Here is a 13,271-nt window from a genome sequence, read left to right as displayed (position 1 = left end):
CCCGTGATATAAAGGCATCACCATCGACCCGCACGCCAAACCATGCCACCTCGCCTGCGTACGCTAACAGCCACGTTGCTCGCCGCTGGAGCGTATTACTTGCTGGCCCGCTTTGGCCTGATGCTTGCACTGGCCCATAGCAACGCCAGTCCGATCTGGCCGCCATCCGGTTTTGCGCTGGTACTCTTGCTGCGCTTTGGACGGAACTTGTGGCCGGCAATCCTCGCCGGCGCCTTCCTCGCCAACCTCGCTGTATTCCACAACAATCATGCCGCTTCGATGCCGGTGCTGCTGGCCGCGTCGTTAACAATCGCAGCAGGCAACACGGCGGAGGCGCTGCTGGCGCATTGGCTGTTGCGCCACCTGGCCATCGCAGATCTCCGGCTGGCAACCCAGCGCGAGGTCTACAAGTTTGGCGGCGGCGTCGCGCTCGCGGCGCTGGCCTCCGCACTGGTCGGCGTGCTGTCGCTGATCGCGTTCGGGATCATCCCTTCCGAGCTTGCGGGGCAAGTTGCCGCGACCTGGTGGACCGGCGACTTTCTTGGGCTACTGCTGCTGGCGCCGCTGGCGATGGCCGTGCCGGACCATCCGCGGCTGCCCCAGTGGACGTCCGGCCAATACGCTTTCCTCGGCATCCTGTCCGCAGCTGCGCTGGCCGTGTTCCTGACCGATGCGCAGTACGGTGCGGCCCAATTCCTGCCGTATTGCCTGCTGTTCTTCCTCGGCCTGGCCGCAGTAAAGCGCTGGCGCGCGATGGTGCGCATGACACTGCTGATTATTGCGGGCGTCGCCATTCCGGCCACGGTACTGAACCACGGACCTTTCGTCTCAGGCGTCCTGCACCATTCCCTGCTCTCGCTTTCCACCTACCTGGCCATCACCAGCATCCTGGCCTGGGTCCTGGCAACGGAAGACGATCCCGGAGTGGCCGAAGGTTATGCCTGGACGCCGATCCTGACGCTGCTGGCGTGCATGTCGATCACGGTCGCGGCCTGGGGCTGGATCAGCTTTGACACGGAAAGCCGCACGCGCGAGCGTTTCGAGCGCGCCGCCGACAACGTGAGGGAAACGCTGCGCCTGCGCATGGAAAGCTATGAGGCGCTATTGCGTGCAGGCAGCGCCCTTTTCGATGCCTCATCCAATGTCGAGCGCGCTGAATGGCAAGCCTTCGTGGCTGGTTTGCGGCTGCCGGAGGACTATCCCGGCGTACTTGGCCTGGGCTTTGCGCGTTTCGCACCGGCCGGCGCCCTGGCTACGCTGAACAAGGAAGTTCGGGTCTGGCCGGAAGGCAACCGCGATCTGTACGCGCCCATCCTTTACCTTGAACCGCGCTCTCCGCGCAACCTGGTGGCCATCGGCTTCGACATGATGTCCGAACCGACCCGGCGCGACGCAATGGTGGCGGCCATGCAGAGTGGAAAGATGACCGCCAGCGGTCCCATTACGCTTGTGCAGGAGGTCAGCGGCCCCAAGCAAATCGGCTTCCTGGTCTTCAATCCGGTCTATGGCAACAACACGGCAGGCCAGCATGTACTGAAAGGCTTCGTCTACAGTCCGTTCCGCATGGGCGACCTGATGCAGGGCATCTTTGGCGAAGCTTTGCGGGAAGTGCGCCTCGACGTCAATTTCGATGATCCGAAGGGCCAGCTGATGTACACCAGCGCCCGCAGCGGCGTCGGGCAAAGCTTCACGCGCTTGCTCAGCGTGCAAAAGGTGGAAGTGGGCGGCAACGGCCAGACCTGGTCCCTGAGCATCCGTCCGACAGCGCTGTTCGACGCTTCGGTGGACCAGGGCAAGTCCTTCATGGTGCTGGTGATGGGTACGCTTATCAGCCTGCTGTTTTTTGGCGCCAGCCGCAACCTGGTCCACGAGCGTGCTGCTGCGGTGCGGGCCAAGGACCAGTCGGCGAAAGCACTGGAGCAGCAGACTGCGAGCCTGGAAGAATCCGAGGCGCGGTTCAAGCTGCTCACTTCGCACATCCGCAACCACGCCATCGTGCTGCTCGACCCTGCCGGCATTATCACCACATGGAATGAAGGTGCGGAAAAACTGTTCGGCTACCGTGCCGACGAAATTGTTGGCCAGCCCTTGCAGCGGCTCTCGCCCGAGAGCGACAGCCTGACCAGCATGACGCTGGCGCTCGAGCATGGACAGTACGAAGCCACGTCTGCCCGCCGCCGGCGCGACGGCAGCACCTTCCTGGGGCTGAAGCAACTGTTCCCGGTCCATGATGAACAGCGGCGCTGCATCGGCTATGCCATGATCGTACGCGACGTGACGGCCGAGAAAGCCGCTGCAAAGGAATTGAACGACGCCAAGACCCAGGCCGAATCGGCCAGTGCGGCCAAAAGCGCTTTCGTAGCAAATATCAGCCACGAACTGCGTACGCCGATGAACGCCGTGCTTGGTGTCAGCCAGATCCTGGCGCGCACGCCGCTGAATGCCGAACAGCGCCAGTACCTGGACATGGTGTCCGGCGCCGGCCGCTCCCTGCTGGCTTTGCTGAACGACGTACTCGACTTCTCCAAGATCGAAGCCAACAAACTGGAACTCGCCGAAGAAGATTTCCTGGTCGATGATGTGCTGTCGGCGCTGTCCGCAGTCATGGCGATGACCAGTGCGGAAAAAGGCCTGGCGCTCTCGCTCTGCGTCGAGGCCGATGTGCCGGTCTCCTTGCACGGCGATGTGCAGCGCATCCAGCAGGTGCTGCTCAACCTGGTCAGCAATGCGCTCAAGTTCACTGAACACGGCATGGTCAGTGTGCACGGCAGCCGCGACCCGGTACAGCCAGGCATGCTGCGCTGGGAAATCCGCGATACCGGGATCGGCATCAGCAGCGAACAATTACAGCGCCTTTTCACCCCGTTCAGCCAGGCCGATGCGTCGATGGCGCGGCGCTATGGCGGCACCGGACTAGGACTGGCGATTTCCCAGCGCCTGGCCCAGATGATGGGCGGCTCGATCGACGTGGCGAGCGTGCCGGGCCGCGGCACCACCTTCACTTTCCTGATGCCGCTCAGGGAAGGCGATTTGCCCGATCCTTATGCCATGTCCAGCGTGCGCCGTGGTTGGCGGGTACTTTACGCCGATCCGAACCCGCAGCTGCACGACGATGTCGTCCAGATCGCTGCGCGCTGGGGTTGGCGCTGCGACAGCGTCGATAGGGCGGCGGGAATTGAGGCCGCGCTTGCGCGCGGAAATTACGACTTGCTGATTTATGACAGCTGCCTGGCTGCCAGCGCGGGCACGGCTGGCGCGGCACAGCGCATCTGCGTACGCAGCGGCTTGCAGGCCGCCGCAGCGGGCGCCAGTCACGATCCCGAATTGCTGCGCCCCTTGACGCGCAGCGCCCTGTTCCATGCTTTGTTGGCGCAGCAGAAGGCGAGCGCCGCCGAGACCGTGCCCCAGACTGCCTTCAGGAGTGGCAACAAGGCGCTGGAGGGCTTGACCATCCTGCTGGCGGAGGACAATGCATTGAACCAGCTCGTGGCGCGCAGCATGCTCGAAGCCGTCGGCGCCACCGTACACATTGTCGAGAATGGTGCCCTGGCGCTGGAGTTCCTGCGCAATGCGCCCCCGCCGCTGGATCTGGTCCTGATGGACGTGCAAATGCCGGTGATGGATGGCTTTGCCGCGACCCAGGCAATCCGCCATGAGTTGCACCTGGATTTGCCTGTAGTGGCGATGAGCGCCGGCGTGACACTCGATGAACGGGCCGAATGCAATGCCGCCGGCATGGATGGTTTTATCGCCAAACCCGTCGATGCGGATGACTTAATTACAACAGTATTACATTTTGTTCATGCAAAGGCGGGCAATTGAAATCTATCGAAAAGACACAAACGCTATAATTCACTCGCAGTCATTATATTTTTGGAAATAAATGAAAAAGCTTCTGCTCGGGGCAACTTTTGCCGCCCTGTCGTTCCCGGCCTTTGCCGACACCTTTACGACGATCGAAAACCAGCCGCTTTCCGAACTTTGGGTCAATCCCGGCTTCTATTCCTATCACTTCCAGCGCGATAAGGGCTTTGACGACACCAATCCTGGCTGGGGCGCCGAATACCGCTTTTCCACCGTTGCGTCCGCCACTGCAGGCCGCTTCCACAATAGCGACCGCCGCATGTCGAATTATGCGGGCGTCTATTACCAGCCCTGGGCCATCGGCCCGGTACGCCTGGGCGCCGTCGTGGGCGGCTTTAACGGTTATCCCAAAATGCGCGACGGCGGCTGGTTCCTGGCCGCTATCCCGGTAATCAGCATGGAATATCAACGCGTCGGCGTTAACTTTGCTATCGTACCTACATACAAGGAACGTTTGCATGGCGCCTTTTCCGTGCAATTAAAGTTCAAACTGCTGTGATTCAAGATGAACAAGCGCGCTTCCATTGAACACATGCAGGCCGGTTCGCTGGGGGAAATGCAGCGCCTGGCCAGCTTTGTATGCGGCAAGCCTGTACCGGCTGAAGCATTGGCCGATGAGGAGCGCTTGTTCTCGTTTTTGCCGCAAAACCATTCCGATGAGCAGCGCGCCGCATTGGCCGACCTGGCGACCTGCGTGCGCGCCCAGCAGGACCTGCGCCAGAGCCTGGCGCGCGCCAATGGGTTCCTGGCCGGATTTGCCGAGCATGCCCCTGCCCCGCTGTGGATCAAGGATGCGGAAGGCGGCTACGTCATGGGCAGCAGCCTTGATTACCAGGACGGGGCGGCGCTGGACAACCCGGACGTCACCAAGACCATGGAGACCACGGATGAGGGCAAGCGCCACTGGCTGGTGCATAAATTTCCCATCCATGTGAATGGCGAATCGTTTACCGGCGGTTCGGCGATCGACGTCACCACGGAAGTGGAAAAAGAACGCGCCCTGATCCGCCACGATAATTTCTACGTGCTGCTGTCGCGCCTGAGCGCCCTGATTCCCCGCTCGCGTACGCTGGAACAGCTATGCCTGGACGCCTGCCGCCTGGCCGCGCACCAGCCTGGCCTGGATTGCGCCGCGATCAGCCGCAAAGGCGAAGACGGATTCCTGCACCTGTTCGCATCGGCCAGCCGCGAAGGCCAGGAGCGCCACTGGAGCACCGGCGAGACGCCGCCCGACTGGCTGGCGGCGGAACTGGCGGCCCATGTGATGGCCACCGGCCGCGTGCAATCGGGTTCGCGCCGGGGCCACGAGATTGCCTCCTGCATGGCCGTGCCGCTCTTTGTGAACAACCAGCCCTGGGGCGTGGCGACCTTCTATTCGCGCCGCGAACAGCATTTCGATGCCTTCTACCGCGAGCGCGCGGGCGAAATGAGCAATGAGCTGAGCTACGGCATCGAGCGCCTGGTCAATGCGCAGGAAATGCACCGCCTGGCGCGCACCAATGTGCTGTCAGGCCTGCCCAGCCGCCTGCAATTTGAGGAGGAAATCGCCGCCCTGGCCGCGTCCGACGCCCGCGGCACGGTGCTGCTGCTGAATATCAACCGCTTCGACGAGATCAGCTCTGCCTATGGCAATGCCGCCGCCGTGGGCTTGATGCGCCATATCGCGCAGCGCCTGCGCTCCGTGGTGGCGGAGAGCATGCTGCTGGCCCACGTAGGCGTGGGCCGCTTTGCCGTTTTCCTGCCTGCACACGGGACGCAGACTGCCGCTGAATTCATCCATGAGACCGCGGTGCCGATGCTGCAAGGGGCTTACCAGGTCAAGGAACACAAGATCTGGTGCACCATCAATGCCGGCGCCGCTGCGCTGCCGGACGACGGCACCAGCGCCGATGAATTGCTGGTCAAGGCCTGGGATGCATTGGCCTCCGCGCGCGACCTCGACCTGCGCTTCGGCCAGTACGACCGCGCAGCCGACCGGGTCGTGGCGCGCCAGATCAGCCTTGAAGTGGAATTGCGCGATGCCCTGGAACGCCAGGAGTTCGTCAACTTCTACCAGCCCAAGATCGACCTGCGCACAGGGAAACTGACCGGCGCCGAGGCGCTGGTGCGCTGGCGCCATCCGCAACGCGGCTTGGTGCAGCCTTCGGAATTCGTGCCGGAGCTGGAACGCACCGGCCTGGTCATCGCAGTCGGCCGCCAGGTCATGCAGCGCGCCATGCAGGATTGGCGCGCCTGGCGCGAAGCTGGCCTGCAGCCGCCGCAGATCGCGGTCAACGTGGCGCCGGCGCAGTTCCGCTGCGATTCGCTGTTCAGTGATATCGAGCAGGCGCTGAATACGGCGGGCGCAGAAATGCATCCGCTCTCGATTGAGATTACCGAGAGCTCCCTGGTGTCGGACCATGACCGCGTGGTCGATATCCTGAGCCGGGTGCGGGCGCTTGAAGTGCCGGTGGCGATCGACGATTTCGGGACCGGCTATTCCTCGCTGTCCTACCTGGTCAGCCTGCCGGTGGACGTGATGAAGATCGACCGTTCCTTCGTCACCCGTATGTCGCAGGATGCCGGCTATATGGGCCTGGTCAGCACGGTGGTGTCCCTGGCGCACAACCTGGACCTCAAGGTCGTGGCCGAGGGGATTGAAACGGAAGAAGAAGCGAAGCTCCTCAAACTGCTGCGCTGCGAACAGGGACAGGGCTACCTGTACGGCCACCCTGTCCCGGCCGACGAATTCGCGGCCTTGCTCGACGCAGCTTAATTTCTCGAGGCTGCGCGTTCGGTCGCTACCTGGTCGAGGATGTGCTTCGGCACCGCAGCGTAGTGCTGGAACTCCATGGTGTAGGTCGCCCTGCCCTGCGTCAGTGAGCGCAGGGACGTGGAGTAACCGAACATTTCCGCCAGCGGCACCAGGGCGCGCACCTGTTTGCCGCCACCGCCAGGGATTTCGTCCATCCCCTGCACCATGCCGCGCCGCGTGGTCAGGTCACCCATCACATTGCCCATGAATTCCTCGGGCGTTTCCACCTCGACGTGCATCATCGGCTCCAGCAATTGCGCGTTCGCCTTGCGCATGCCGTCCTTGAACGCCATCGAACCCGCCATGCGGAAGGCGTTCTCGTTCGAGTCGACGTCGTGATAAGAGCCGAAGGTCAGCGTGGCGCGCACGTCGACCACCGGATAGCCCGCCAGCACGCCGGCATTGAGCGTTTCGCGGATGCCCTTCTCGACCGCAGGGATGAACTCGCGCGGCACCACGCCGCCCTTGATCGCATCCACGAATTCAAAGCCCTTGCCCGCTTCCATCGGTTCCAGCTTCAGCACGACGTGGCCGTACTGGCCTTTGCCGCCCGACTGCTTGATGAACTTGCCCTCGATATCGCTCACCGGCTTGGTGATCGTTTCGCGGTAAGCCACCTGCGGCTTGCCCACCGTGGTCTCGACGCTGAACTCGCGGCGCATGCGGTCCACCAGGATTTCCAGGTGCAGCTCACCCATGCCGGACATGATGGTCTGGCCCGATTCCTCGTCGGTGTGGACGCGGAACGACGGGTCTTCCTGCGCCAGGCGGTTCAGGGCAATCGCCATCTTTTCCTGGTCAGCCTTGGTCTTCGGCTCCACCGCCTGCGAAATAACAGGCTCGGGGAAGACCATCTTTTCCAGGATGATGACCTTGTCCGGGTCGCTCAAGGTATCGCCCGTGGTCACATTCTTCAGGCCCACCGCCGCGGCGATATCGCCCGCGAACACTTCCTTGATCTCCTTGCGTTCGTTGGCATGCATCTGCAGGATGCGCCCCAGGCGTTCTTTCTGACCCTTGGTCGGGTTGTAGACGGTGTCGCCTGAATTCACCAGGCCCGAATAGACGCGGAAGAAAGTCAGCTGGCCGACGAACGGATCGGTCATGATCTTGAAGGCGAGCGCGGAGAACGGCTCCTGGTCCGATGGATGGCGTTCGATTTCCTGGTCGTCTTCATCATGGCCGGCAATCGCAGGCACGTCGATCGGCGACGGCAGGTATTCGATCACCGCGTCCAGCATGGCTTGCACGCCGCGGTTCTTGAAGGCGCTGCCGGCCAGCATCGGCACGATTTCATTGCGGATCGTGCGCTCGCGCAGGGCCGCCTTGATTTCGTCTTCGCTCAAGGTTTCGCCGTTCAGGTATTTTTCCGTCAGCTCGGGCGTCGCTTCGGCGGCTGCCTCGACCATATGGTCGTGCCACTTCTGCGCCAGCTCTTTCAGGTTGGCGGGGATGTCCTCGTAGGTGAACTTGACGCCCAGCGTCTCATCGTCCCACATGATGGCGCGCATCTTGACCAGGTCGACCACGCCATGGAAGTTTTCCTCGGCGCCGATCGGGATCTGGATCGGCACGGCAGTGCCCTTCAGGCGATCCTTGATCTGCTGCTGCACGCGGAAGAAGTCGGCGCCGACGCGGTCCATCTTGTTGACGAAGGCAAGGCGCGGCACCTTGTATTTATTGGCCTGGCGCCAGACGGTTTCCGATTGCGGCTGCACGCCGCCCACCGAGTCATAGACCATGACCGCGCCGTCGAGCACGCGCATCGAGCGCTCCACTTCAATCGTGAAGTCGACGTGGCCCGGCGTGTCGATGATGTTGATGCGGTGCTCGGGGAAATTGCCGCCCATGCCTTTCCAGAAGGCGGTGGTGGCTGCCGAGGTGATGGTGATGCCGCGTTCCTGCTCCTGTTCCATCCAGTCCATGGTCGCGGCGCCATTGTGCACCTCACCCAGCTTGTGGTTGACCCCGGTGTAGAACAGGATACGCTCCGTCGTCGTCGTCTTGCCGGCGTCGATGTGGGCGCTAATGCCGATATTGCGGTAACGCTCGATAGGTGTCTTGCGGCTCATCACAATCTCCTTGAACGATGCCTTGCGGGCATCTTCGATTCTATCAGTAACAGGACTGCGAAGATTGGGCGGCTCAACAAGAAATCAAGGGAGCGGTTTCGCCTTTATCATCGCGCTGGCGCGGGCAAAGTTGCCCGCACCGAGGTGGTGCAAGGTATGCAGGTCGGCATTGTCTTCGCGGAAGGACCAGTGTCCGCTGGAAAACACACGGTCATCGGCTGCGGCCGCCACGACTTCGGCAAAGCAGGTGTCGTAGGCGTGTTCCGTATGGCGCTCCGGGATCAGGCGGCATTCGAGCCAGGCCACGCAGCCATCGGCGACCAGGGGAACGCCGGTCTGGCGGCCCGGGACGGAAACGAGGCTGAAACGGCTGAATTTATCACCTTCCCGGCCGCTGGATGTGCCAACGGCGTAGGCCAGGTCGGCGGCCGCAGCACCCGGGAGGCAAATGCCAAAAACGCCGCTGGCGGCGATCAGTTCGCGGCTGAGTGTATTCTTGTCGATGACGATGGCGATGCGCGGCGGGGTGAATTCCACCGGCATTGACCAGGCGGCAGCCATGATGTTGCGGCGCCCCGCATGGGCGCTGGTGACCAGGACTGTCGGGCCATGGTTGAGCAGGCGGCTGGCGTGGTCCAGGTCGACGGGTTTGAAGTGTTCAAATGGCTGAGTCATGCGCCATTCTAGCGCCCTCCGAGCACCCTTGCCGGCAGCAGGACAATTGCGCGCAAGAGTTCGAACACGGCTTCGACGCCAATGCCGAGCAGGCGGAACGGCAGCAGCATCAGCCAGACGACCGGATACAGCACCAGGGCCAGCAAGGCCAGCGGCCAGCAAAGGAACAGCAGCAAGAGCCAAAGTAAGAAGCCGAACATCCCAATACCTCCGATTGAAGATGTGGCAACTGTAAAGCGGACGTCCGCCCCGGACAACGGGCATGCGACCAAATGCCGCAGGAGGCGATGAAGGGCCGAAATCCGGGGATAGATGGCGCCTTATGCTGCGAAGGCAGGGATGGACGAAGCTTCGCGCAGCGCCACGGCGCGCATGGCCGCCTGCAGGGACTGGATCTGGCCGCCGGCGCGATAGGCAAAGCTGACCTGGACAGTCTCGCCGGCGCGCACATTGACCGGTTCGGCCAGCGGCAGCGTCATGTAATGGTTCAGCCAGTCGATCGTGCTGTTGCGTTCCGGGACCACGGCCAGGATGTTTTTGGTAATGAAGCGCAGGGCGTTCAATTGTCCGTCGCGCTCGGCTGTGAACAGGCCTTCCCAGCGGTAAAGCGTATCGTTGGGCTGGGTGAAATCAATCAGGGAATAGACTTGCGGCTGGCTTAGCTCGACGGTACCGTTCTGGATCTGCCCGGGCTGCTGGAACTGGACGATCGGGGCAATAAAACCGTCGAAATCGTATTCCTGCTGCACCGGCTGGACCGCCATCAGCACCGCTTCCGGCATGAAGACCGGCAGCGGGCCGCCGAAACGTTCCAGGTAGCGCTGCTTGAAGTGTTCGATGACTTCGACCTGCTTTTCACGCAGCATCGCGACGTGGATCATTTCGCAGATCACGACATCGACCGGCTCCGGCGGCAGGTATTCGAAGGCGTCGGCATGGATGACCTCGACGCGCTCGCCATTTTTGTTGATGGCCAGGAACTTGCGCGCTTCCTGCACCATGTCGGGATTGAATTCGACGCAGTAGACCTTGCTGGCCTTTTGCGCCGCGAAGAAGGACAGCACGCCGGTGCCGCCGCCCAGTTCCAGCACCTTCATGCCCGGCTGGACCACGTAATCGATGGCCGCCTTGAAGTTGTGCATGCGGTTGGCATCCATCAGCATATTGTGGTGGTAATGGACCGGGATGAACTGGCCAAGGTAGCAGCTTTCGATTTCGCGTTCATTCAGCATGGCGGTGGCGCGGCAAGGCGCAGTGGGTTTTCGACGTTTGCATTGTCGCCCCATCCGGCTTGCGCCATTTGCACGATATGAAAGGGAAATACCGCTCTATTTACGGCCGGGGTAACGGCGGATCTGCTCGGCGATCCACGGTTTTTGCGCGCGAATAGCGAATTCAGCGGCGTTTTCCTTCCAGGCGCGGTCCTTCAGGGAAGCGTCGGCGCCCTCTTCCAGCAGCAGCCGGACCGCATCTTCCTGGCCTTCACGGGCGGCCAGCATGAGCGGCGTGGTGCCCGTTGGCGATTCGGCATCGATAGAGGCGTGGCGCTCGAGCAGCAATTTCATGATGGCGGTGTCGCCGGCGGCGGCGGCGTAATGCAGGGCGGTCCAGCCCGGCCGGTTGACCTGGGCGCCTTTTTCCAGCATCGCCAGCACAGCGGGCTTGTTTTTCTGGAAAGCCGCCATCATCAGGGCGGTGTTGCCGTTGGCGGCTTGCTGGTCGATTTTCAGTTTGGGATGGGCGAGCAGGAGCTGGGCGACCTTCATCGCATCGTAGCGCATGGCGACGATCAGGCCGGTTTCGCCGCGCACCGGATCGCGCAGGTTGGGGTCGAGGCCGCGCGCAAGGACGGCCTTCACCGCGACATCGTTATCGAGCTGGATGGCGCGGAAAAAGCTGACGGCGTCGGCTTCCGCATCCGTTGCCGCCCGCGATTGCCCGCTCGCCAGCGCCAGCGCGGCGCTGGCCAGGATGGCGAGTGCTGCGCGGCGGGTTGGCATCAGGCGGCCGCCTTGAACAGTTCGAAGAAGTTGGCGCTGGTTTGTTCGGCGACCTGTTCCAGCGGCACGCCCTTCAGCTTGGCGATGAATTCGGCCACGTGGGCTACGTAGCCCGGCTCGTTCATCTTGCCGCGATACGGCACCGGCGCCAGGTAAGGCGAGTCCGTTTCGATCAACATGCGTTCGAGCGGCACTTCCAGCGCTACAGCCTGCAACTCCCTGGCGCTCTTGAAGGTGACGATGCCGGAGAAGGAAATGTAGAAGCCCTGTTCCATCGAAGCGCGCGCCACTTCCAGCGATTCGGTGAAGCAGTGCATGACGCCTGCAACGCCGCCCTTATCGGTGCCCGCGCCTTCCTCGCGCATGATGCGGATGGTGTCTTCGGAAGCGGAGCGGGTATGGATGATCAGCGGCTTGCGCGTCTCGCGCGAGGCGCGGATGTGGGTGCGGAAGCGCTCACGCTGCCATTCGAGGTTGCCTTCCAGGCGGTAGTAGTCGAGGCCGGTTTCGCCGATGGCGACGATTTTTGGGTGCTTTGCGAGCTCGGCCAGTTGCTCGACGGTCGGTTCGGGCGTGTCTTCGTAGTCCGGGTGCACGCCGACGGAGGCGTAGATATGCGGATACTGCTCGGCCAGCGCCAGGACGCGCGGGAAGTCAGGCAAGTCAACCGACACGCAGAGCGCGTGGCTGACCTTGTTTTCCGCCATCTTGGCGAGGATTTCAGGCATCCGGGCGGACAGCTCCGGGAAGTCGATATGGCAGTGGGAGTCGATAAACATCCCGGCATTGTATACCGACGACGCTGCGTCCGGCTTCTTGAACTGTTCAGGATAAACCAGTCCAAGGCTCCGTCGTCGAGTTGCGGCAAGAAATGCAAGGCGGATTCCGCTGGACTTTCAGCGCATTGCTATCGATCCTGGCCCTGGTCTTGGGCATCATTGCACGGCTGGCGGGACCTTGGTGAGTCAGCTGCCCTCATGCGACGCGCTTGCCGAGAATGATCAGGTCGCGCTCGACGCCGTCGAGGTTGGCGACGCGCGGCAGATTGGCCCAGGTTTCGAAGCCGAACTTCTCGAACAATGCCAGCGATGGCTTGTTGTGGCCGAAGATGAAGCCAAGCACGGTGTGCACATTCACCTGCGGGGCGAAAGCGATGGCTTCCTGCAGGGCGTAGCGGCCGACGCCTTTGCCGCGCCATGCCTGGTCGATGTAGATCGAGACTTCGGCGGTGCCGGAATAGGCGGGACGGCCATAGAAGTTGGAATACGAGATCCAGCCGATAATGCCGTCGCGGCCGGCTTCTTCGAGCACCCACAGCGGCCGGCGGCCGGGCTGGTGCTCATGGAACCACGGCAGGCGCGATGCGACCGATACCGGCTCGGTATCGGCAGTCACTTTGCGCGAGGCGATGGTGCTGTTGTAGATGGCGACAATGGCGGGCAGGTCGTCCAGCGTGGCGAGGCGATGGCGGAACGTCGTCATGCGTTAAAGCGTGTGGGTGGCGCGGGAAGAGCGCAGCGCGGCGCCCAGGATCTCTTCAATACGCAGGCGGGTACGGGTGCCGGATTCGTCTTCCGGGAAATGCACGCCGATGCCCTGGGTCTTGTTATTGGCCGCTCCCGCAGGCGTGATCCAGACGACCTTGCCGGCGATCGCGTATTTGTTCGGATCGTCCATCAGGGTCAGCAACAGATAGATTTCGTCACCAATCTTGTATGGCTTTTGGGTCGGCACGAACATGCCGCCGTTTTTCAGGAACGGCATATAGGCTGCGTACAGGGCCGCCTTTTCCTTGATGGCCAGTGACAGCACCGTCGGCCGGTTGATGGCCGCGGTGCTCGGATCGGTAGGGCTTGCGCTCATTTT

General features: G+C 62.4%; 11 protein-coding genes. 3 read left to right on the top strand and 8 right to left on the bottom strand.

Going from position 1 to position 13,271, the window contains the following annotated elements; genetic code table 11:
• Positions 1-42 precede the first annotated feature (42 nt).
• The 3 genes from GM658_RS24880 to GM658_RS24870 all read left to right on the top strand — a co-directional run bounded on the left by GM658_RS24880 (position 43) and on the right by GM658_RS24870 (position 6,619).
• On the top strand, positions 43-3,822 hold the full coding sequence (locus GM658_RS24880; protein ID WP_155456765.1) for a CHASE domain-containing protein: 3,780 nt from the start codon (positions 43-45) through the stop codon (positions 3,820-3,822).
• 61 nt (positions 3,823-3,883) lie between these two features.
• Positions 3,884-4,363, top strand: coding sequence for a hypothetical protein (locus GM658_RS24875; RefSeq protein WP_155456764.1), 480 nt, complete (start codon positions 3,884-3,886; stop codon positions 4,361-4,363).
• A gap of 6 nt (positions 4,364-4,369) precedes the next feature.
• On the top strand, positions 4,370-6,619 hold the full coding sequence (locus GM658_RS24870) for a putative bifunctional diguanylate cyclase/phosphodiesterase (RefSeq protein ID WP_155456763.1): 2,250 nt from the start codon (positions 4,370-4,372) through the stop codon (positions 6,617-6,619).
• Here the strand turns inward: GM658_RS24870 and fusA are convergent.
• From fusA to GM658_RS24830, 8 genes are all read right to left on the bottom strand, one after another.
• Entirely contained in the window at positions 6,616-8,730 is a 2,115-nt protein-coding gene (gene fusA / locus GM658_RS24865) for an elongation factor G (protein ID WP_155456762.1), read from the bottom strand. The genes GM658_RS24870 and fusA overlap by 4 nt on opposite strands.
• A gap of 84 nt (positions 8,731-8,814) precedes the next feature.
• The gene (locus GM658_RS24860; protein ID WP_155456761.1) at positions 8,815-9,405 is read right to left on the bottom strand and encodes a flavin reductase family protein; all 591 of its coding nucleotides are present in this window, start codon (positions 9,403-9,405) and stop codon (positions 8,815-8,817) included.
• A gap of 8 nt (positions 9,406-9,413) precedes the next feature.
• Positions 9,414-9,605 (bottom strand): hypothetical protein, encoded by a 192-nt coding sequence (locus GM658_RS24855; protein WP_155456760.1) that lies wholly within the window; start codon positions 9,603-9,605, stop codon positions 9,414-9,416.
• A gap of 120 nt (positions 9,606-9,725) precedes the next feature.
• Positions 9,726-10,637 (bottom strand): class I SAM-dependent methyltransferase, encoded by a 912-nt coding sequence (locus tag GM658_RS24850; RefSeq protein WP_155456759.1) that lies wholly within the window; start codon positions 10,635-10,637, stop codon positions 9,726-9,728.
• A 96-nt stretch (positions 10,638-10,733) separates the two neighbouring features.
• On the bottom strand, positions 10,734-11,405 hold the full coding sequence (locus tag GM658_RS24845; protein ID WP_155456758.1) for an ankyrin repeat domain-containing protein: 672 nt from the start codon (positions 11,403-11,405) through the stop codon (positions 10,734-10,736).
• Positions 11,405-12,184, bottom strand: coding sequence for a TatD family hydrolase (locus GM658_RS24840; protein WP_155456757.1), 780 nt, complete (start codon positions 12,182-12,184; stop codon positions 11,405-11,407). The genes GM658_RS24845 and GM658_RS24840 overlap by 1 nt, the downstream gene beginning before the upstream one ends.
• A 196-nt stretch (positions 12,185-12,380) precedes the next feature.
• Positions 12,381-12,887 (bottom strand): GNAT family N-acetyltransferase, encoded by a 507-nt coding sequence (locus GM658_RS24835; protein WP_155456756.1) that lies wholly within the window; start codon positions 12,885-12,887, stop codon positions 12,381-12,383.
• A gap of 3 nt (positions 12,888-12,890) precedes the next feature.
• Positions 12,891-13,268 (bottom strand): PilZ domain-containing protein, encoded by a 378-nt coding sequence (locus GM658_RS24830; protein ID WP_155456755.1) that lies wholly within the window; start codon positions 13,266-13,268, stop codon positions 12,891-12,893.
• Between the last annotated feature and the right edge of the window lie 3 nt (positions 13,269-13,271).

Source organism: Massilia eburnea (assembly GCF_009720745.1).
GTDB classification, from domain to species: domain Bacteria; phylum Pseudomonadota; class Gammaproteobacteria; order Burkholderiales; family Burkholderiaceae_D; genus Rugamonas; species Rugamonas eburnea.
Note: the sequence above shows the minus strand (reverse complement) of the source record. Positions and strands in the feature narration are given on the sequence as shown.

Bases quoted from the DNA above. Each gene is read 5' to 3' on its own strand.
- GM658_RS24880 (WP_155456765.1), top strand. From the start codon at position 43: ATGCCACCTCGCCTGCGTACGCTAACAGCCACGTTGCTCGCCGCTGGA.
- GM658_RS24875 (WP_155456764.1), top strand. From the start codon at position 3,884: ATGAAAAAGCTTCTGCTCGGGGCAACTTTTGCCGCCCTGTCGTTCCCG.
- GM658_RS24870 (WP_155456763.1), top strand. From the start codon at position 4,370: ATGAACAAGCGCGCTTCCATTGAACACATGCAGGCCGGTTCGCTGGGG.
- fusA (WP_155456762.1), bottom strand. From the start codon at position 8,730: ATGAGCCGCAAGACACCTATCGAGCGTTACCGCAATATCGGCATTAGC.
- GM658_RS24860 (WP_155456761.1), bottom strand. From the start codon at position 9,405: ATGACTCAGCCATTTGAACACTTCAAACCCGTCGACCTGGACCACGCC.
- GM658_RS24855 (WP_155456760.1), bottom strand. From the start codon at position 9,605: ATGTTCGGCTTCTTACTTTGGCTCTTGCTGCTGTTCCTTTGCTGGCCG.
- GM658_RS24850 (WP_155456759.1), bottom strand. From the start codon at position 10,637: ATGCTGAATGAACGCGAAATCGAAAGCTGCTACCTTGGCCAGTTCATC.
- GM658_RS24845 (WP_155456758.1), bottom strand. From the start codon at position 11,405: ATGCCAACCCGCCGCGCAGCACTCGCCATCCTGGCCAGCGCCGCGCTG.
- GM658_RS24840 (WP_155456757.1), bottom strand. From the start codon at position 12,184: ATGTTTATCGACTCCCACTGCCATATCGACTTCCCGGAGCTGTCCGCC.
- GM658_RS24835 (WP_155456756.1), bottom strand. From the start codon at position 12,887: ATGACGACGTTCCGCCATCGCCTCGCCACGCTGGACGACCTGCCCGCC.
- GM658_RS24830 (WP_155456755.1), bottom strand. From the start codon at position 13,268: ATGAGCGCAAGCCCTACCGATCCGAGCACCGCGGCCATCAACCGGCCG.